Annotated in this window: 17 protein-coding genes; 4 read left to right on the top strand and 13 right to left on the bottom strand. The window is 43.4% G+C overall.

What is annotated here, in order from left to right:
• Nucleotides 1–64: 64 nt before the first annotated feature.
• From NSU13_RS02100 to NSU13_RS02065, 8 genes are all read right to left on the bottom strand, one after another.
• The gene (locus tag NSU13_RS02100; protein ID WP_342489806.1) at nt 65–1,399 is read right to left on the bottom strand and encodes an MmgE/PrpD family protein; all 1,335 of its coding nucleotides are present in this window, start codon (nt 1,397–1,399) and stop codon (nt 65–67) included.
• Nucleotides 1,390–2,547, bottom strand: coding sequence for an amidohydrolase (locus NSU13_RS02095; RefSeq protein WP_342489805.1), 1,158 nt, complete (start codon nt 2,545–2,547; stop codon nt 1,390–1,392). The genes NSU13_RS02100 and NSU13_RS02095 overlap by 10 nt, the downstream gene beginning before the upstream one ends.
• A 34-nt stretch (nt 2,548–2,581) precedes the next feature.
• Nucleotides 2,582–3,328, bottom strand: a complete 747-nt coding sequence (locus NSU13_RS02090; RefSeq protein WP_025093644.1) for an amino acid ABC transporter ATP-binding protein — start codon at nt 3,326–3,328, stop codon at nt 2,582–2,584.
• Nucleotides 3,329–3,340: 12 nt separating this feature from the next.
• Nucleotides 3,341–4,015 carry an amino acid ABC transporter permease gene (locus NSU13_RS02085; protein WP_024427305.1) on the bottom strand — a complete coding sequence of 225 codons (675 nt, stop codon included), beginning with the start codon at nt 4,013–4,015 and terminating at the stop codon, nt 3,341–3,343.
• A gap of 24 nt (nt 4,016–4,039) precedes the next feature.
• Nucleotides 4,040–4,831 (bottom strand): amino acid ABC transporter substrate-binding protein, encoded by a 792-nt coding sequence (locus NSU13_RS02080; protein WP_034283775.1) that lies wholly within the window; start codon nt 4,829–4,831, stop codon nt 4,040–4,042.
• A 21-nt stretch (nt 4,832–4,852) separates the two neighbouring features.
• Nucleotides 4,853–5,356 carry a GNAT family N-acetyltransferase gene (locus NSU13_RS02075; RefSeq protein WP_024427303.1) on the bottom strand — a complete coding sequence of 168 codons (504 nt, stop codon included), beginning with the start codon at nt 5,354–5,356 and terminating at the stop codon, nt 4,853–4,855.
• A gap of 17 nt (nt 5,357–5,373) precedes the next feature.
• Complete coding sequence (locus NSU13_RS02070) at nt 5,374–6,699, bottom strand: LLM class flavin-dependent oxidoreductase (protein ID WP_065215319.1); 1,326 nt, start codon at nt 6,697–6,699, stop codon at nt 5,374–5,376.
• Nucleotides 6,700–6,895: 196 nt separating this feature from the next.
• The gene (locus NSU13_RS02065) at nt 6,896–8,683 is read right to left on the bottom strand and encodes a right-handed parallel beta-helix repeat-containing protein (protein ID WP_342489804.1); all 1,788 of its coding nucleotides are present in this window, start codon (nt 8,681–8,683) and stop codon (nt 6,896–6,898) included.
• Nucleotides 8,684–8,945: 262 nt separating this feature from the next.
• On the opposite strand from NSU13_RS02065, the gene NSU13_RS02060 reads away from it, so the two are divergent.
• Complete coding sequence (locus tag NSU13_RS02060) at nt 8,946–10,439, top strand: peptide MFS transporter (protein ID WP_342489803.1); 1,494 nt, start codon at nt 8,946–8,948, stop codon at nt 10,437–10,439.
• 46 nt (nt 10,440–10,485) lie between these two features.
• Here NSU13_RS02060 and NSU13_RS02055 read toward each other — a convergent pair whose 3' ends face one another.
• A complete protein-coding gene (locus NSU13_RS02055; RefSeq protein ID WP_052470343.1) occupies nt 10,486–11,877 on the bottom strand; it encodes an amino acid permease in 1,392 nt (463 codons plus the stop codon).
• A 356-nt stretch (nt 11,878–12,233) separates the two neighbouring features.
• Nucleotides 12,234–12,848 (bottom strand): dienelactone hydrolase family protein, encoded by a 615-nt coding sequence (locus tag NSU13_RS02050; protein ID WP_046313885.1) that lies wholly within the window; start codon nt 12,846–12,848, stop codon nt 12,234–12,236.
• A 304-nt stretch (nt 12,849–13,152) separates the two neighbouring features.
• Here NSU13_RS02050 and tcyA point away from each other — a divergent pair, with 304 nt between their 5' ends.
• Genes tcyA through NSU13_RS02035 form a run of 3 tightly spaced genes read left to right on the top strand, consistent with a single transcriptional unit; the run spans nt 13,153 to nt 15,403 of the window.
• Nucleotides 13,153–13,968 (top strand): cystine ABC transporter substrate-binding lipoprotein TcyA, encoded by an 816-nt coding sequence (tcyA, locus tag NSU13_RS02045; RefSeq protein WP_142946756.1) that lies wholly within the window; start codon nt 13,153–13,155, stop codon nt 13,966–13,968.
• Nucleotides 13,955–14,647 (top strand): amino acid ABC transporter permease, encoded by a 693-nt coding sequence (locus NSU13_RS02040; RefSeq protein ID WP_024427294.1) that lies wholly within the window; start codon nt 13,955–13,957, stop codon nt 14,645–14,647. Before tcyA ends, NSU13_RS02040 begins: the two co-directional genes overlap by 14 nt.
• 12 nt (nt 14,648–14,659) lie before the next feature.
• Entirely contained in the window at nt 14,660–15,403 is a 744-nt protein-coding gene (locus NSU13_RS02035; protein WP_024424287.1) for an amino acid ABC transporter ATP-binding protein, read from the top strand.
• A gap of 40 nt (nt 15,404–15,443) precedes the next feature.
• Here NSU13_RS02035 and NSU13_RS02030 read toward each other — a convergent pair whose 3' ends face one another.
• The 3 genes from NSU13_RS02030 to NSU13_RS02020 form a co-directional block, all read right to left on the bottom strand.
• Nucleotides 15,444–15,728: an AbrB/MazE/SpoVT family DNA-binding domain-containing protein gene (locus NSU13_RS02030; RefSeq protein WP_034283768.1), complete on the bottom strand. Its 285-nt coding sequence runs from the start codon at nt 15,726–15,728 to the stop codon at nt 15,444–15,446.
• 105 nt (nt 15,729–15,833) lie between these two features.
• Nucleotides 15,834–16,394 carry a class D sortase gene (locus tag NSU13_RS02025; RefSeq protein WP_034283766.1) on the bottom strand — a complete coding sequence of 187 codons (561 nt, stop codon included), beginning with the start codon at nt 16,392–16,394 and terminating at the stop codon, nt 15,834–15,836.
• Between the two features lie 6 nt (nt 16,395–16,400).
• Complete coding sequence (locus NSU13_RS02020; RefSeq protein ID WP_342489802.1) at nt 16,401–20,003, bottom strand: isopeptide-forming domain-containing fimbrial protein; 3,603 nt, start codon at nt 20,001–20,003, stop codon at nt 16,401–16,403.
• Between the last annotated feature and the right edge of the window lie 397 nt (nt 20,004–20,400).

Here is a 20,400-nt window from a genome sequence, read left to right as displayed (position 1 = left end):
ACAACGAATGCGAGGGTTTGTCTACATGCTGAGGCTCATCCCGATGGATGAGCCTCATTCGTGATCATACCAAAAGCTGCAAAAAGGAAGAAGCGTTCCCCTCTTCTACTGCCTGCCGCATAAGCTGGGCATGAGAATCGTCTGTCACACTGTTTAATTTTTTCATGATATCATCTGTCGATAGCGCGTGTCCGGGTGCTCCCTGCGGAACATCAACACGTTTGCTGATGGTGGTGCCGTCAGATAAGGTGAGCTTCACAATCGTAAAGCGGCCTTTTGGAACAGCATCGGAATGAGGTACAATCGTTTGATCATATCCTCTGCTTACCCGCTTCATCCATGTCCGCATGTCTGATGGAATGGTTTTTTTCGTAAAGGCATCCAGCGTAAGCGTCTGTCCAAACACTGCCAGTGCGATGACGTATTCGACACTGAAACGTCCTTCTTCTCCAGTCAAAGGTGTCTGCTCAATAAGCGCTGCATCTCCGCCTGGCGGGAATATGACATCGACCTGTTTCACCTGCTCCGGCAAGAAAGCCCGCTCTTTCGTTAAAGATTGGATCGCATCTGCTGCATGGTGGGCTGCTGAGCAGAATGGATATACTTTGAACCACAGCCCCGGTGAAACGATACGCCATGTAGAACCATAGCCCTCTAGTAAACGGCTTTCCGCAAGTTCAAGATCTCCATAGAGTGAAAAGAAACCAAGTGCGCCATCAAGAACCGAGTCATTCCCGCCAAAACCTGAACAAGCTAAGTCCATAGACCAAACGGCTGTTTTAGCAGCTAAGCCGGCTTGTAATGGTTTCATATCAGAGCCAAATTGCTTCCGCATTCCGGCTGATTGCGCTCCGGCAAAGCCGATTGCTTTCATCAGTTCTTCTCGTGTGACTTGTTTCAAATAACCAATCGCGCATACTGCCGCAATGGCTCCGAGTGTTCCTGTATTATGCCAGCCCCGCTCATAATGCGCCTTGCCGATGGATTCGCCAAGTCTTGCCATCACTTCAACACCAGTGATATAGGCAGCTAAAAACCGCTCGCCATACCCTTTGCCGTCTGTCAGCTGTGATAGCAGCGCCGGAATGATGACCGCACTTGGATGTCCTCTCACATCTGAGTGCACATCATCATAATCAAGGGCATGGATGAGGTAGCCGTTCAGCATCGCTGCGGATTGGCGGCTCACCTTCTTTCCTTGTCCAATGACAGGAATCTGAGCGGTTCCGCCTTCCTGTTCAACAAGTTGCATCAGCTTCTGAATCCCTTCATCCTCTTTCGCAGCAAGCGCTGATGCCGCAGCGTCTAACAGTGCATTTCTCGCCATTTGAATGGCCCGTTCATCTTGAAGCGGATCAGCAGAAAGCACTGCTTCTGCCAGTTGTTTTGTTAATTCCATGATCGAGACTCCAATGCCCGAACGGCAAGCTCAGCAAAGAAAGCAGCGGAAACTGGAAGTGCGTCTTCATTTAATGTAAACGCAGGGTGATGCCACTCCCTCGTACCACTAGTCCCCATCCATACAAAAAATCCTGGAATGCGTTCCTGATAAAGGGCAAAATCTTCTCCGCCCGGTGACTGCTCTGCCTGCACGACATGTAAGTCAAGCGAACCAGCCGTTTCTTCAACCACCTTTGTCAGACGCTCATCATTCATGACAGATGGCAAATAAGGATGCCATCTTACTTCAGCCTCTGCTCCAAATCCTTCTGCAATTCCGCTGACGATTTGTTTCATAAGCTCCGGAATCATCGCTCTTACTTCAGGCTCAAACGTCCGAACGGTTCCTTCCATCTCAACACGGTCGGGTATGACATTCCATGATGTACCGCCTTGGATACGTGTGATACTGACAACCGCATGATGCAAGGAGCTGATGCGGCGGCTGACGATTTGCTGAAGGGCGCTTGTGATCTGCCCGCTGATGGCAATGGGGTCTACCGTGTGATTTGGAATACCGGCGTGGCCACCCGCTCCTTTAATATCGATTTCAAACCGGTCCACACTCGCCATCAATGCTTTTTCTCTAATGCCAATCGTGCCAACTGGCAGGTCAGGTTTGTTGTGCATACCGAAAATTGCATCGACTCCATCTAAAACGCCTGCCTCTATGACGTGTTTCGCCCCTTGAGCAACTTCCTCAGCCGGCTGGAACAAAATACGGACCGTTCCTTTGATCTCGTGTTTCCGCTCTTTTAATAAAAGAGCCGCACCAAAAATAGAAGCTGTATGGAAATCATGACCGCATGCATGCATTTTACCCGGTAGCTTTGAAGAAAATGGTTCGCCAGATGCCTCTTCAATCGGAAGTGCATCAATATCGGCTCTCAAAGCAATTGTCGGCCCTTCTTGTTCTCCTTTGATTTCACAGACAACACCTGTTTGAAGTGCTGGGATATCAAGTACAGTGATCCCTTCCTCTTCTAACCAGCGGCGCAGTTTCTTTGTCGTTTCATATTCTTCAAACGCCAGCTCTGGATGCTCATGAAGCGCTCGGCGAATATGAATCAAACGTTTGTTTAAATCTTCATTTCCTATTGATTTCACTAGACACTCACCCCTCTAAAGAATAAAAAGCAGCTTATGCTTCTTCAGCCGCTGCTTCTTTTTGGATAAATCGTTTCGTCCGTTCATTCTTCGTTTCATCAAATAGCTCAGTTGGCGTCCCCTGCTCGATAATATGACCATCCGCCATGAAAATCACATGGTCTGCCACTTCTCTTGCAAACGCCATTTCATGTGTGACGATGATCATCGTTGTTTCTTGGATCGCAATGGATTTAATGACTTGAAGCACACCTGAGACAAGCTCTGGGTCAAGCGCAGACGTTGGTTCATCCAGCAAAATCGCATGTGGATCAACCGCTAACGCGCGGGCAATCCCAATTCGCTGCTGCTGTCCGCCAGATAACGTGACTGGATAGCTGTCAGCCTTTTGTTCTAACCCTACCTGCTTCAGCAGTTTCATACCGATTTCATTCGCCTGCTGCTTCGTCATTTTTTTCGTCACAAGCAATGATTCTGTTATGTTTTGCAGTGCTGTCTTGTTTTTAAATAAATTATAGTTTTGAAACACCATGGCCGTTTGTTGACGCAGGTGATGGGCTTCTTTACGTGAATATTTGGACGCATCGAGCCTCGCATCGCCAATTTCAATCGTGCCTTCATCAGGCGTTTCTAATAAATTTAAACAGCGCAACAAAGTGGATTTACCGGAGCCAGAAGGTCCGATAATGGCCACAACCTGCCCTTTTTTCACGTCGAGATTGATTCCGTCTAAGACGACAAGGTCGCCGAATGATTTCTTCAAATTGGTGAGCTTGATCATGTCCACACCTCCTTAATTCCGGTAAGGTTTGCTGATTTTTCGTTCAAACAGGTCCTGCAGGAAGCTATAAATGATCGTCATCACCCAATACACGATCCCTACGGCTAAATAGGTTTCAAAGTATTTATAGTTCGCCGATGCAATCATCTTCCCTTGTGCAAACATTTCTGCCACACCAATCGTAAAGGCAAGAGATGTTTCTTTTAAAAGACCGATAAAGGTATTCCCCGTCGCTGGAATTGCATTTCTGATGGCCTGCGGGAAAATAATTCTAACGTAAGACTGCCATCTTGTCATACCGACAGATAAGCATGCCTCCAGCTGCCCTTCATCCACTGAGTTCAGAGCTGCTCTGAAAATTTCTGCTAAGTATGCCGAGTTTTTAATACTTAATCCGATAATGACCGCTGTTAAAGCATCCATTGAGGTCATCGCAGGGAATAGCTGCGGGAGACCAAAATAAATGAGAAAGAGCTGAACCAAGGTTGGAACCGCTCTGAAGAAAGAAATATACAGCTTGGCAAATTGGTATAAAACAGGTATCCGGTTTTTCGTAATGAGAGCGAATACCACACCAATAATAATGGCAAATACCATGGAGACAATCGCCATGAAGATCGTTATCGGCAAGTATTGAAGCAATGTCGGAAACACCGTCACCATATACTGCCAATCAATTTTGTTCATGTCTGCTCTTCACCGCCGCTGTCTTTATTTTTTAATTGGCACTGTGACATCGTCTTTGAAGTATTTCTCAGACAATTTCTTAAGTGTCCCGTCTTCTCTTAATTCTTTGATGGCTTTGTTAAATTCTTCTCTTAGTTTGTCATGCTTTTTATCTTTCGCAAATGGGTAGCCTACTTCTTCATATACAATTGGGTTGCCTACGATTTTCAGCGGCAGACCTGTTTTTTCAATTTGAGCAAGTAATACACTTCGTCCGTTGACATAAGCATCTACGCGGCCATTTGCCACTTCATTTAATACGCCGTCTTGCGTTTCATATGTTTTAATCTTAATTTTCTTGTCCGGGTCTTTGCTCTCTAAGTTTTTAGCATGGTTAGAGCCAAGAACCGCCGCCACTGTTTTTCCTTTTAAATCGTCAAGACCTTTGATGTCGTTGTTGTCTTTTTTCACGATGATTTGTGTTCCTGCGTAAGCGTACGTATCTGTAAAGTTAAATGTTTGTTTACGCTCGTCTGTGATGGCAACTTGGTTTGACACTGTATCGAGCTTACCAGACGTCAGCTGTCCCATCAGTCCGCTGAATTCACTCAGCTGCCAGTCTAGTTTGTAGCCAAGCTTTTTCGCAATGGCTTCTGTTACTTCAACATCGAATCCGACAAGCTTGCCATTGTCTTTATAAGCAAACGGATAGCTTTGTCCTGTAGCGCCTACTTTTAACACTTTTTCGTCTTTGCCTTCACTCTGATTGCCGCCGCAAGCTGCTAAAACTGCCAGCATTGCTGCAAATAGAACGACTAGCCACTTTTTGTTTTTCATGTTTGTATACCCTTCTTCCTCTTATGGTTGTGTGATATCTGATCTTAATTGTTTTTTGAAATAAACCGTGATATGACCTTTGCCTAAATCTTTTTCTCCTGCTCTGACATAGCCTTTACGCTCATACATCTCTATCAGCCATGGATGCTTATCAGCTGTACCGAGCGACACGTACGGCACCTTCAGTGTATCCCTTAGCACTTCGGTTTCCACCCATTCCAGCAAGGCTGAGCCTGTGCCTTTTTTGGCGGCTGGTTCTGAGGCAAACCACCAGATATGAGGGACGCCGAACGGTCCTGGCTGCTCTCCCCAAGGCATACGGAGTGATAAGGTGGATAGAAGCTCTCCGTTTTCTTCCATCACATAGCAAAGATTCTTTTGTACATTTTTCTGAACGAGAGCGAAATCAGCATGTGCTGCTTGGAACTGGATGCCGAGCTCACGAATTGGCTCGTATGCTCTTGTTGTCAGTTCAAGCAGCGCCTCTATATCTGCCTCTGTTGCCAGACGAAACGTGTATCCCAACGTTAGTCACCTCACCCTTATATCGTGTAGCGATTTTTTGGCTCTGTTAATCCAAGATTTTCTCGTAAGGTTTGTCCTGTGTAATCAGTTTTGAATAAGCCTCGCTCCTGAAGGATTGGGACGACGCGGTCTACGAACACATCCAGCCCTTCTGGCAAGAGCGGCGGCATGACATTAAAGCCGTCTGCTGCTTCTTCACGAAGCCATGTTTCCATCACATCTGCCAGCTGCTGCGGCGTTCCAATGAAAATATTATGACCGCGTGAGCCGGCAACCGATTGATAGAGCTGGCGAATGGTCAGGTTATCCTTTCTCGCCATATTCATCACGAGATCAAAACGGCTTTTCACCGCATTTGACGTGCTCGGATCAATCTCTGGAAGCGGTCCGTCTAAAGGATACTGAGACAGATCAATCCCGCCTAAGTAATTTTGCAGAATGCTCAGTCCAATCTCAGGAACAATCAGCTCCTGTAATTCTTCATATTTCGCTTGGGCTTCTTCCTCTGTATCAGCAATGATCGGAAAGATACCCGGCATGATGCTGACGTCCTCTCTAGCACGGCCAGCAGCCTCTACTTTCCCCTTCAAGCTTTGATAAAATTCCTTCGCTTTGTCGAGATCGTTTTGTGCAGTGAAAATGAGCTCTGCTGTTTTTGCTGCAAGCTTTTGGCCATCTTCAGAAGATCCTGCTTGAATGATCACGGGCTGCCCTTGCGGCGTGCGTGATACGTTGAGAGGACCTCTTACTGAGAAGAACTCACCTTTGTGCTGGAGCTCATGAAGCTTACTAGATTCGAAGAATTCTCCCGTTTCCTTGTTTCTGACAAGGGCGTCTTCCTCCCAAGAATCCCAGAGACCTTTGACGACCTCGACGAACTCTTCTGCCCGCTCATATCGTTTATGGTGTGCTAAATGCTCTTCTCCGCTAAAATTTTTCGCTGTTTCTTCAATAGAAGATGTGACCACATTCCATGCCGCTCTTCCGCCTGATAAATGATCAAGGGAGGCAAACTGCCTTGCAATATGGAAAGGCTCACTGTATGTAGTAGAAGCTGTTGCTGCTAAACCAATGGTTGAAGTAGACTCAGCAATAGATGAAAGCAGCGTGAGCGGTTCAAATCTTGTTAATACGTTCGGATGAGAGGTTTGATTAATGGATAAACTGTCGGCTAAAAAGAGCAAATCCAGCTTTCCTTCCTCTGCCTTTTTCGCTAATTGTTTAAAATAATCTAGATTCATGGCTGCGTCTGGTACTGCATTCGGATGTCTCCAAGAGGCAACGTGATGTCCAGTTCCTGCGATGAATACGCCTAGCTTGAGCTTCCTTTTCGGCTGTGACACTTGTTCTTCATCCTTTCTATATCCTAAATGTATCAAACCGAAGTCCTTAGATACATTTTTCTGATTGAATTAATCGGTTTTATTAATAAAAAAAAGGGCAAATGTTGCGAAAAATGAAAAATAATTATTACTATATGCCCTTTTTACAGGATTGTCAACCGCCTTCTGAACCTCCAAAATAAGGGATTTCAAACACTCATGACGGTGTATCAATCTCAATATTTCCGATGAGCCTGTCTGTGGTATGTGTCACCAGTTGACTACGCTCCAGCATGTTGTGAGCGATGACAGAATGAGTGGAATTGGCGGTGCGGACGGCAATTGCTTTTTGAGGAGAAATATTGATGATGTTATTGCGCAGCACACGGGCTGAGGCGGCCTGGTCAATAAAGATCGCCGTCGGCTGTCCAATCGATCGATTTAAATAGAAACGGTTATCTCCAATTTGTGGTGAACCATTTTTAATATACATCACCACATATAAGGATGTTTCTTCAAAGGAATTATCTTTAATCTCTAATGCCCCCGTCGTGCTGCTGTATACAGCGTAGTTTTGATAGTGCTTAAAGCGATTATGCCAAATGAAAGCCTTTGCATTTCCAGTGACACTGATCGTATACGAAGACCCAAGCTCCGGGTGTCCTTCTTGAATAAAGTGGTTGCCGTTGAGCCCAGCTTCCCCTTCCTGCACCCAGATTCCTCTGCTGAATTCTTTGAATTGATTGTGCTGGATCAGGATATTCGTTCCTCTCACCACGGCCGCATCGATAACAGAGTAGACCGTATTGTTTGAAAAGACGACACTATCCGATTGATAGATACGCAGCGAGGCGCTTCTTTTTCCGGTATTCGTTCCTGATTCAATATGGTTTCCTTCTATTAGAATACGATTCGCCATATAAACGGACACAGCCGCATCTTCAAAAAGACTAATCTTATTGCCTGTAATGTGAACGCTGTCTCCTCTCACATCAATTCCTTTTTCAAACCCCTCAATCATATTGCCAATAATCATTACATTGTTTTCCGTTTGGCCAAGTGAGACGCCTAAGCTCGTAATCCCTGCTTTTGTCACACCTCCTCCTACTGCACGAATCAAATTGTTGGCAATGATCGTTTCGGTGGAGAAGCCATAGGAGATACTGCTATCTGTATGATTGCCTTCAATGATCACACCATAGCCGTTAAAGTTATAGATGGAGCTTGCAGCACCTCCTCTGACGATGTTGTTGCGAATCTGAATATTCAGAGGCTCCTCCATATTAACGGCATTTTCTCCATAGCCTTCAATATCAATGCCCATTCTTGGCTCGACCCCATTTACTCCTGCTCTTTCCAAGAGACAATCCTCCACAATAACCCCATCACAGCCTGTAATCGAAATATTGTTGCGTCTCGAATCTGTGATGGTGCAGCCAGAAATATCAATAGATGAAGCAGGAGAGTAAGGTTCACCCTCTGTCAATAAACCATGGGGACTGACAATGATGCCGTCTCCCGTACAATTTTTTATTTGGACATGATTCACCTCCACATGTGAGGCACCTTCAATACATATCCCAAAGCCCCATTCATGGGTTCTTCGTTCAGCGGGGAGCGGCTTGTATACATGCTCATGACGATCCCCTTCAATACGCCCGCCTCGGATGGTCACATGCTGAACCTTTCCTATATAAAAGGCTGCATACCCCCATGAATCATTTGGTTTTACCTTTATCACAGCGTCTGACGCCATCTCAATGCATATATGACTTAGCACCCGTATACCCGCACCTCGAAAAGGAAAAAATGAATCACCTCTGTACACCGCATCGATTAAATACGTGCCGCTCGGCAGCCAGACATGGGAATACCCCTGTGCTTTTGTCCACTCTAAACATTCATTGAGCTTAGCTGTGCAATCCGTTTTCCCGTCAGCAATTACGCCAAAATCTAGTACATTGACAACAGGTTTTTTTAGATCAGCTTCATTCAATTCCCCCAACCTAAATCACTCCTTTTCACACATGTTCTCTCGTCATCCTATGCATGTGTCAAAGGTTTGCTTGTACATTGCTTCAAATTTTAAATAAATTCTTCCGGAATAACTTTCCGATAATTTTTACTTCAATGAATTTTTCATTTTTTGAGTCTTTACGCCTATTGAACTAACATTTTCCTGTTTTAGAATAGTTTTATATTGACACAAGAACTATACAAGAATATCATTTTTCTCATATCTCTTTTTTTAAGAAAGGATCTATGCCATGTCTACAATTGACCACGATAAAATTGTTAAAAGTGTTCCTCAAAAAGGGTTTTTTGGACATCCTAAAGGACTTTACACGCTGTTTTTCACTGAATTTTGGGAGCGTTTCTCCTATTATGGCATGCGTGCACTGCTTATTTATTATATGTACACAGAGGTGACAAAAGGCGGTCTAGGCTTTGACCAGACGACAGCCAATTCGATCATGTCTGTCTACGGTGCGCTTGTCTATATGTCAGGAGTTATTGGCGGATGGCTCGCCGACCGGGTATTTGGTTCGTCCAGTACGGTGTTTTATGGCGGAGTTTTCATTATGCTTGGCCACGTGATTTTGGCTTTGCCAAGTGGAGCAACAGCGCTCTTTATTAGTATGGGACTGATTATTATTGGGACAGGTCTTCTTAAGCCAAACGTTTCAAACATTGTTGGCGACCTGTATACAAAAACAGATCCACGTAGGGACTCTGGATTTAGTATTTTCTACATGGGGATCAACATGGGTGGCTTTATCTCCCCATTAATTGTCGGAACACTCGGTCAAAAAGTGAATTTCCACCTCGGGTTCTCACTTGCTGCCGTCGGGATGCTTGTTGGACTCATTACATTTGTGGTCACAAAAAAACCGAACCTTGGTCTTGCCGGCACTTATGTGACAAATCCATTATCAGCTGCCGAACGTAAGAACTTCAAAATTTACGGATCATTGGTTGTGATCTTGCTCGCAGTTTTTGCTGTCATTGGCATTCAAACAGGCGCACTCACGATTAATCTATTCACTTGGTTTGTCAGTGTTCTTGGTGTGCTCATTCCGATTGTTTATTTCATTATCATGTACTTCAGTAAAAAGACGAGCGAAGTAGAGCGATCCAGAGTTCTCGCTTATATTCCATTGTTCCTTGCTGCGGTGATGTTCTGGGCGATTCAAGAACAAGGTTCAAACATTTTAGCGACATATGCAGATCAACGAACAAACTTGAATTTCCTTGGGATGACACTAGCCTCTTCGTGGTTCCAATCATTGAACCCGATCTTTATTGTGCTGCTGTCTCCAGTGTTTGCTTGGTTATGGGTCAGACTTGGCAAGAAACAGCCGTCTACCCCGATTAAGTTCTCACTCGGCCTTCTGTTTGCAGGATTATCCTTCATCATCATGATCATTCCTGCATACATGTCTGGTCCGAACACACTTGTGAGCCCATTATGGCTCGTTCTGAGCTTCTTCCTCGTCGTGATCGGAGAGCTCTGCTTATCACCAGTTGGACTGTCAGCGACAACAAAGCTGGCACCTGCTGCCTTCTCAGCACAAACGATGAGCCTTTGGTTCCTTTCAAATGCGATGGCACAGGCGATCAATGCGCAAGTAGTCAAACTGTTTGATAAAGTGCCGGAAACCGTTTATTTCGGTATCATCGGATTCCTTGCCATCGTTTTATGCGGTGTGATGCTATTACTGACACCAGTGATTAAGAAAGCGATGAAAGGCGTTCATTGAATCAAAAAAAGAAGCCTCCCGATTGGGTTGGCTTCTTTTTGATGGTTTAAAACCGGATCTCGTCATCTCCATTGATTTGCAGCTTCAGCGGCTCACTTTGTGCCTGATGCTTTTTCACATAGCGGTGATAGACAACATATCCAATGATCATAAGCGGTACGCCGACATATAGCCCGATGCGCTGCTCTTGATCAAAGGCAAGACTGACCAATACGATGGTATTCAGTGTAATTGCAATGATCGGCAGCACAGGATAAAGAGGCGTTTTAAATTTTAAGTTTTCCAGCTTTCCGCCTGCTTTCAAGTATTTTCTACGGAAAAGCAGCTGCGATAATGTAATCGTGATCCAGCCTGTCTGGGCACTCATGCCGGCAATGGACACGATCCAGGCAAATACCGTTTTCTCTGCAAAGAAGCCGGATAACAGCGAAATCCCTGTAAATAGGAAGGTGAGCAGTAAGGCATTCATCGGAATACCGCGCTGATTGACGCGTCTAAATGCTTTTCCTGCCATTCCTTCCTTCGATAAGGAATACAGCATTCTCGTTGATGCATACAAGCCAGAGTTCGCAACAGATAATAAAGCAATGATAATGACAAAGTTCATGATGTCTGCCGCAAAAGGAATGCCCGTTCTCTCAAACACAGTAACAAATGGGCTTTGCAGCACACTGGCTTCCTTCCAAGGCACCATACCGGCTAAGACAAAAATAGATAAGACGAAAAAGACAAGTGTACGCCATACGGTCTGATGGATCGAACGGGGAACGGTTTTCTCAGGGTTTTCACTTTCTCCTGCCGCAATCCCGATCAGCTCTGTTCCTTGAAACGAAAAATTCACCGTGATCATCGTGACCACAACGGCAAGCAGGCCATTTGGAAACAGCCCATCATTCACAAAATGACTGAAGTAAGGCGCGGGTTCACCGCTCGTTGTATCAATAAACCCAAACATCGCCGCTCCGCCTACGCCAATAAAGAGTAAAATCGCAATAATCTTAATGGTAGAAAAGAAAAACTCCGACTCCCCGAACGCTTTCGCTGACCGGGCATTTAATAAGAAAAGACAGAGTCCGAATATGAGACACCAAATCCATACATCCACCTGCGGGAGCCAGCGCCTCATCAGCTGTCCTGCTGATAAGAACTCAAGGGCGACCGTTGCCGCCCAGCCGAGCCAATAAATCCAGCCAACAGCAAAACCCGCTGCCGGGCTGACAAATTTCGTCGCATACGTATGAAACGACCCCGACACAGGAAGTGCAACAGACAGCTCCCCAAGACACAGCATGGTTAAATACATGATCAATCCGCCCACAATATATGAAAGAACGGCTCCGACCGGTCCTGCTTGTCCAATCGTATAGCCCGTTCCTAAGAAAAAGCCTGTCCCAATGACACCGCCAAGTGAAATCATAAATAAATGGCGGGAGGTCATCGCCCTTTTCAATTGTTCAGGCTGATTTTGTCCAACATCCACAATGATGCCCTCCTTCTTCTAAGATGCTCTGTTATCAAAACATGTCTCCATGTGATTCATTCCATTTTCAAAACAACCTACTAATTATACATCTTTTATAATAAATATGCTTCCTTCTATGGTCACTGTCTCAAAGTCTTTATTTTAGTAATGTTCGCACAACTATGTGGTGGATCAAACCATTTGATAGGATGCCATATATCTAAAATATTGCACAAAAAAACCAGCATGAAACTTTATCGTTGCACACTGGTTTCGTTTCATTCTTTTCGAGTCTCATTTTAGACAGTTCTTATGATCACTTTTGTCACAAGTCATTCTGCTTTTAGCAAACACACTTTGATAAATTCATCTATTTCCTGAAAGCAGCGATTTTTAGATTCAGCGTGAAAAGCCGCAGAATAAGGATTGGCGAATCCATGCTCTCCCTCTACTATTGTCACGCAAAGCTTTTTCTTTTTCTCCAAAACACTCGCAATCTCCCTGGGATGAAAGGATGCTTCGATCTCCGGGAAAAATAACAGCGTTTTGCAGGCGGGCGCAAGATCGACGTCATCTCTGATCCTTGAACCATAAAATCCAATAACTCCTCTAAACAGCTGATCATTTTGGCTGCATCGCCAGGCAATTGTTGCCCCCACACTAAAACCTAGCAGAAATATATCTATCGCGGCATTCTTCGTCTTTAACTCTTTTGCCAGATTCAGTACACTCTTTACCGGCTTATCAAAACCAACTTTATTCATAAAGTAGTCGTAAGCCTCATTTTCACTGACATAAGGGAAGTGCTTCGCCTGTCCCAATAAATGAGGACAATAAACCTCAAATCCAGCTTTGTCGAAATAATGGATCATACTCTTCATATGATCATTTATTCCGTATATTTCGTGTATTAAGATCATGACAGGTTTTTGTTTCGATGTATGCAAATGTTCACACTTCCCTTTTGTTTCTTAGAAGTCAATTGAATCGATTGGAAAATTTCGTTGGGATGATCATAGCATATTTTACCCGAATCGTTTATCTAACTTTCCACCAATCAAATCATCTTGAACTTGTGTATGGTTTTATTCACCTTTTAACTTGGGTATAGTTCTATCGTTTGTCCGTTCGACCGTTTGAGGGCATAAAGTTGGTGAGATTCGCTCAAGCTAGTTTCAAATGCTTTACTTTTAGGTTGCTTCTCTGTAAGATCATATGTTGTAAATACCAACAAGAAAAGTGGGGAATAAAATGAAAAAAATGTTCTTTGCCATTATGTTAGGCGTTTGTGTTGCATTGATCACGGCATGTGGATCTGGTGCAAGCGACAACGCGAATAAACAATCTGGGTCTAAGGAATCAGGCGACCTTTGGAAATCCATTCAGGATAAAGGTGTATTAACCATCGGAACTGAGGGTACTTATGCTCCTTTCACCTTCCATGACAAAAAGACAGATAAATTAACTGGCTATGATGTAGAAGTCATCACAGAAGTAGCAAAACGTCTTGACTTAAAACCTGAATTCAAAGAAACACAATGGGACAGTATGTTTGCTGGACTGAATGCAAAACGTTTTGACGTGGTAGCGAACCAAGTTGGGAAAACTGGACGTGAAAATCAATACGATTTCTCTGATAAATATACGACATCTCAAGCTATTGTTGTGACAAAATCAGATAACAACGACATCAAGAAACTATCTGATGTGAAAGGCAAAAAAGCAGCACAATCATTAACAAGTAACTACAATAAACTAGCAACAGATGCTGGCGCTAAGATTGAAGGCGTTGAAGGTCTTGCACAATCCATTCAATTGATTCAGCAAGGACGTGCTGATCTGACGTTCAATGACAAATTGGCTGTATTGAATTACTTGAAAACAAGCGGTAACAAAAACCTAAAAGTTGCATTTGAAACAGGAGATCCTCAAGAAACGTATTTCGCATTCAGAAAAGGCAGCGGCGAAGTCGTTGACAAAGTGAATGGCGCATTAAAAGAAATGAAAAAAGACGGTACACTCGCTAAGATTTCTAAGAAATGGTTTGGTGAAGATGTTACAAAATAACATCCTAGGAGTCGTCATTCCTTGGGATCTTCTTCAGCAATCTTTTTGGCCAATGGTGATGCAGGGGATTTATTATACAATTCCCCTCGCCATCATTGCCTTTATTATTGGTATTTTTATCGCGCTTGTGACAGCTCTTGCTAGAATGTCTAAAATGAAAGCCCTCAGATGGATTTTCTCCATCTATGTGTCGGCCGTTCGCGGAACGCCGCTTTTTGTGCAATTGTTTATTATTTTCTATTTCTTTCCGACATTTAATATCACACTGGATCCATATCCAAGTGCCATTATTGCTTTTTCATTAAACGTAGGTGCGTATGCGTCGGAAATTATCCGTGCATCCGTCCTGTCTGTTCCAAAAGGGCAATGGGAAGCAGGTTATTCCATTGGGATGACACATCGCAAAACGCTCGTCCGCGTGATTTTACCGCAGGCTGTGCGTGTATCGATTCCACCGCTCTCTAATTCATTTATTAGTTTGGTGAAGGATACATCCCTTGCCTCCCAAATTCTCGTGGCAGAGATGTTCCGTAAATCACAGGAGATTGCTGCGGCGAACTTGGATCAGATCTTGTTTATTTATATGGAAGCAGCCCTCATCTATTGGGTATTCTGCTTCATTCTATCGCTCGTTCAGCATCAAATTGAAAAACGACTTGATCGATATGTCGCAAGGTAAGGAGGGAACGACATGCTAACAGTCAAAGGCTTAAAGAAATCCTTTGGTGAAAATGAGATTTTAAAGTCGATTGATTTTTCGATCAACAAAGGGCAGGTTGTGGCCATCCTCGGTCCATCTGGTTCAGGAAAAACAACGATGCTTCGCTGTTTAAATGCACTTGAAATACCAAATGGCGGCTCCTTTACCTTCGATGATTTCTCGATTGATTTTTCGAAAAAAAATAAATCAGCTGATCTGCTGAAGCTACGCCGGAAATCAGGAATGGTGTTTCAGGATTATCACCTGTTTCCTCACCGTACAGTGCTTGAAAATGTGATGGAAGGCCCTGTCCAAGTGCAGCGCCGTCCAAAGGAAACGGTTCGAAAAGAAGCCATTCAGCTCTTGCAAAAGGTCGGTCTGGAAGATAAAAAGGATCTGTATCCATTCCAGCTCTCAGGCGGTCAAAAGCAGCGTGTCGGGATTGCCCGTGCACTTGCCATTCAGCCAGAGCTCATGCTTTTTGATGAACCTACCTCTGCGCTTGACCCTGAGCTTGTCGGAGAAGTCTTAAAGGTCATGAAGGATCTAGCGAAGGAAGGCTGGACCATGGCGGTTGTCACACATGAAATCAAGTTTGCCCAAGAAGTAGCAGACGAAGTGATTTTTATTGATGGCGGCGTCATCGTCGAACAAGGTCCTCCAGAGGAAATCTTCAAACGACCAAAGGAAGAACGAACAAAACAATTCTTAAACCGGATTTTGAATCCAGTATGATGAAAAAAGGCTGTTCTCACGTGGTGAGAACAGCCTTTTTTTATATCTCTTTTTGCAGGCGTAGCGCCAGTAAATCTTGCAGGAGCAGTCTCGCTCCCTCTGGACTGATGACCACCCCGCCGGATAGCACCTTATTGGAGTTTGTCACTTCCCCTGTGACGATACAAGGTTTGTCCTGCCAATATGGCTTCATCACAATTTGGTCTTCTTCTCGATAAATCTCCATAAAATCTTGCGGAAGAATTTTTAGCCGTTTTCTTATATCTGTCGGAAGAACAATTCTTCCAAAGTTATCTATATATCTTACATAGTCTTGATTTAACAAATTGACCCCCTCCTGCATCTCTAGATATAGGCAATTCCCTCTCTATCAAGGAATGAAGCGCTTTAATCGGTTAGTGAAAGGATAAGTTGCAGGCTGATCCAGTGCTTAAACACGCTTTCCATATATGATATATCTGTTTGGTGCAGGACCAATGAAAGAAAAAGGATAGCATGTTGTCAGGACAAGTTCTTCCTTTTCCTGTTGTAGTGTAATAATACTTTGATCATCTTTTTTTACAATCTTTGTTTTCTCAATTTCATAGGTAAACCGACCGTATGAAAGCTCAATGACGAGTTGATCCCCTTTCACAAGTTCTCCTGTTCGTCTAAACACAGTATCACGATGCCCAGATAAAACGATTTGTCCCTGTTCATTTGGTAAATTGCTCTCATGATAATGACCAACACCCTTTGCCAAGTCCTCTGCTTCTGTTCCTTCTACAATTGGTAACTCAGCGTTTAACTTTGGAATGTGTAAGAGTCCAATGGTTTCACCAGCCTTTGGAACAAAAGGGGAATCCGTTTCCCCCTTTTGCTGAATGGCTGCTTGTGCAGACTGGAAAGATTGATCTACTTGCCTTTGTCCATCAACGATCCTTATATATCCTATGATCACAAGACAAATACCTGCTGTAATCAATAGAGTTGAGATGATTTTTTGAACCATGGACGATTATCCGTTTCTTTTTCTTCTTTTCCATACAATAAGGGATGCACCTATTAATACAAGGGCAAATCCTGCTAGTAAAAGGTTGTACATTGCTGTTGCAGTATTCGGAAGATGATGACCAGGTGTATCCTGTTGTGGCTCAGAAGGTTGATCTGGATTTGCTGGGACTTCTGGCACATTTGGTGGTTCTACTGTCGTTGAGTTTTCAGGTTTGTCTGGCTCATCTACATTCTCACCCTTCACGACTCCGATATTTTGAATGGTTTTCCCTTCAGATCCTTTGGCAGCCTTCGCTTCAAAGGTCACTGTATGCCAGTCCGTATCTTTGATATCGCCAAATTGACCGGTGACTGTGCCTTTTGTGTAATCTCCGTTATCGTCATCTTTTGCATCTGTGGCAGCTTGTCCATCTACTTTTAACGACCCTTCAACATATTCAAGACCTTCTGGCAGTTTATCTGTGATCACTAGATCTTTGATGATACTGTCTTCTAAACTATTTTTTGTTTTGATGGTGTAAAGAAGGGTGTCGCCTACTTGTACTTCTTTTTCATCGGTATTGCCTTCTGCTTTTTGAGAGATTTCTGATGTTTTTTCTGATTCAAGCTTTGGATCTCTTGGATCAATGTGTGTTTCGGTTGTTGGTTCGTCTGGCGGTGTATTATCGCCTGTTACTTTGGCTGTGTTTTGAATGCTTTTACCTGATTGGCCTTTAGCGACCTTCGCTTCAAAGGTCACTGTATGCCAGTCCGTATCTTTGATATCGCCAAATTGACCGGTCACCGTACCTTTTGTGTAGTCTCCCTTGTCGTCATCTTTTGCATCTGTGACGGCTTGTCCATCTACTTTTAATGATCCTTCGACGTATTCAAGACCTTCTGGCAGTTCATCGAAAATCACAAGATTGTTGACGATGCTGTCTTCTTCAAGATTCTTTGTTTTGATTGTATAAAGAAGGGTATCGCCTACCTGTGGTGTCTTTTTATCTTTGTTGCCTTCTGCCTTTTTCTGAATACTTGCAGCCTTTTCAGATGCTAGTTTTGGTTCACGAGGATAAATTTCTGTTTTCGTTGTTGGATCATCTGGCGGCGTGTTTTCGCCAGTTACTTCAGCTGTGTTTTGAATGTCTTGACCAGCCTGTCCCTTTTCAACTGTCACTTCAAACGTCACAGTATGCCAGTCCGTGTCCTTCACATCACCAAAAGAACCTGTAACCTTTCCATCTGTGTAGTCACCGCTATCGTCGTCTTTCACATCTGTGACAGATTCCCCATCAATTTGAAGGGACCCGGTGACATACTTCAACCCTTTTGGTAATTGATCTGAAATCACTAGATTTTCAACAAGACTGTCTTCTACCGTGTTTTTTGTTTTAATTGTATAAAGCAGGGTATCGCCTACTTCTGGGTGTTTCTCATCTTTGTTACCTTCTGCTTTTTTCTGCAAAACCGCTGATTTTTCTGATTCAAGCTTTGGATCACGCGGATAGATTTCTGTTTTTGTTGTCGGCTTATCTGGCGGTGTGTTGCCGCCTGTGACATTGGCTGTATTTTGAATGTCTTTGCCTGATTGTCCTTTTTCAACCGTCACTTCAAACGTCACGGTATGCCAATCTGTATCCTTAATGTCGCCAAATTGTCCTGAGATGGTTCCGTTTGTAAAGTCTCCGTTATCGTCATCCTTTGCGTCTGTGACTGCATCTCCATTCACCTGAAGTGAATTCGGTACATATGCCAATCCTTCCGGCAGTTCATCTGAGATCACTAAGTTTTCAACGAGACTGTCTTCTATCGTATTCTTTGTTTTAATTGTATAAAGCAGGGTATCGCCTACTTCTGGATGCTTCTCATCTGTATTACCATCTGCTTTTTTCTGCAAGACGGCAGATTTTTCAGAAGTCAATTTCGGGTCACGAGGATAGATTTCTACATTCGTTGTCGGCTCGTCTGGTGGTGTGTTACCGGTTGTGACACTCGCTGTATTTTGAATGTCTTTGCCTGCCTGACCTTTTTCAACTGTGACTTCAAACGTCACGGTATGCCATTTCGCATCTTTTACTTCACCGAACGTCCCAGTGACAGTTCCGTCTGTCATATCCCCGTTGTCATCATCTTTTACATCTGTGACTGGATTTCCATCTACCTGAAGTGAATTTGGTACATATGATAACCCTTGAGGTAACTTGTCAGAAATCACAAGATCTTCAATGACGCTGTCTTCAATCGCATTACGGGCTTGAATGGTATACAGTAATGTGTCGCCTACTTCTGGATGCTTCTCATCTGTGTTACCTTCTGCTTTTTTCTGTAAGACCGCTGATTTTTTTGATTCAAGCTTTGGGTCACGCGGGTAAATTTCTATGTTTGTTGTTGGTTCATCCGGAGGTGCGTTTTCCCCTTTGACATTCGCGGTATTTTGAATATCTTTGCCTGCCTGACCTTTGCCTACCGTCGCTTCAAATGTCACTGTGTGCCAATCGGTATCTTTCACGTCACCTATTTGACCTGAAACAGTGCCGTTTGTATAATCACCTTTGTCTTGATCTTTTGCATCTGTTACGCTCGTTCCATCCACCTTAAGAGACCCTGAAACATACGTTAGGCTGCTTGGCAGCTTATCTGATATGATCAGTTTTTTGACAATACCATATTGCACGGTATTTTTTGCTTTAATTGTATAAAGTAACGTGTCGCCTACTTCTGGATGCTTCTCATCTGTGTTGCCCTCTGCTTTTTTCTGTAAAACAACTGATTTTTCCGATTCAAGCTCTGGAGGATATGGATCAAATTCTGGCTTAACCCGCGAAGCTAAATCGTAAGATAATGAATCACCTACAGTGCCCATATATGTTGTACTTAATGTTTTCGCATCAAGTGTAAAAAGAGTGGAATGGCCAATGGAGTCATTTAATCCTGACTGTAATAGCATTTGTCCATTGGGCAAAAAGCTAATCCCCCGAACGCCTCCGTCAATCGTTCTACCATCTGCATTTTTAATCGGAATGACACGAATGACTTCTGCTGTATCAGGGTTCATTTGCGCAATGGCCCCACTGCCATTTGATGCGAACCAAAGATAGCCGTCCTTATCAACGACAAGATCTCCGCCAACGCCAGACCCGATGTCATATCCGACAATTTTTTTAGACGATTTTTGACCCGTAACTAAATCGTATGTTCCAAGGAAATACTCACCATTAGAAGCATAAGAATAGATATATTTATCTTGATACACAACGGCATTAGAAGCACCTTCTGGTAATTGGGTTACGCTCTCTGCTTGCCCTGATGTCGCATTTATTTTATATAGAGTAGGGGTCGTGCTATTTGCAGTTGCATACACAACATTTTCTCGATCACTTACAGCAACACCATTCACTGCACCCATATCGATTCCTTTCACCTCTACACTAGCTTTTACATTTGTTGGATTATTTCCATCGAGCTGCTGAAGAACCAGTGGCCTACTCCCAATAATATAAGAATCCGTGTTATTGACAACAACCGTCCCAGCGGCTTTCGTAACAGCTGGTGAGACCGTTAATAGATTTCCAACGATCAGCACCAATATAAGAAATAATTGACTCGTTCTTTTTAATAAGTTCATTCTTTGACCTCCCCTTTTTCTCGCTTCATATCGTAATGGTATGTACCAGTTCACCTCCCACACTTTGGTAAAGAATATCAGTAACATTTCAAATGCCTCAACATGACTAAATGACTATTTTCGACAAAAATAGTCATTTAGTAACATACACTTCTCGATGTTTGATTCACCTATGTTTTTTCCAATAAAATGACCTTTTTTATCGTATACCTTCGCATTTTCCTTTTCCTCCAAACAGGTCTAATGACATGATTTATATACAATCTCTTCTATTTAAAGATAATTATTCTTTAATTGGTGCAGATTATTTTTTTGGGAAAATATATTGAATTATTTTCTTTTTCTCTTAAAATGCGGAAATTAATGGCTTCTTTTGCTAAAAAAAACAATCCGAAAG

Source organism: Bacillus sp. FSL M8-0049 (assembly GCF_038593355.1).
Lineage (GTDB): Bacteria > Bacillota > Bacilli > Bacillales > Bacillaceae > Bacillus > Bacillus safensis.
This window is presented reverse-complemented; position numbering and strand designations above follow the sequence as displayed.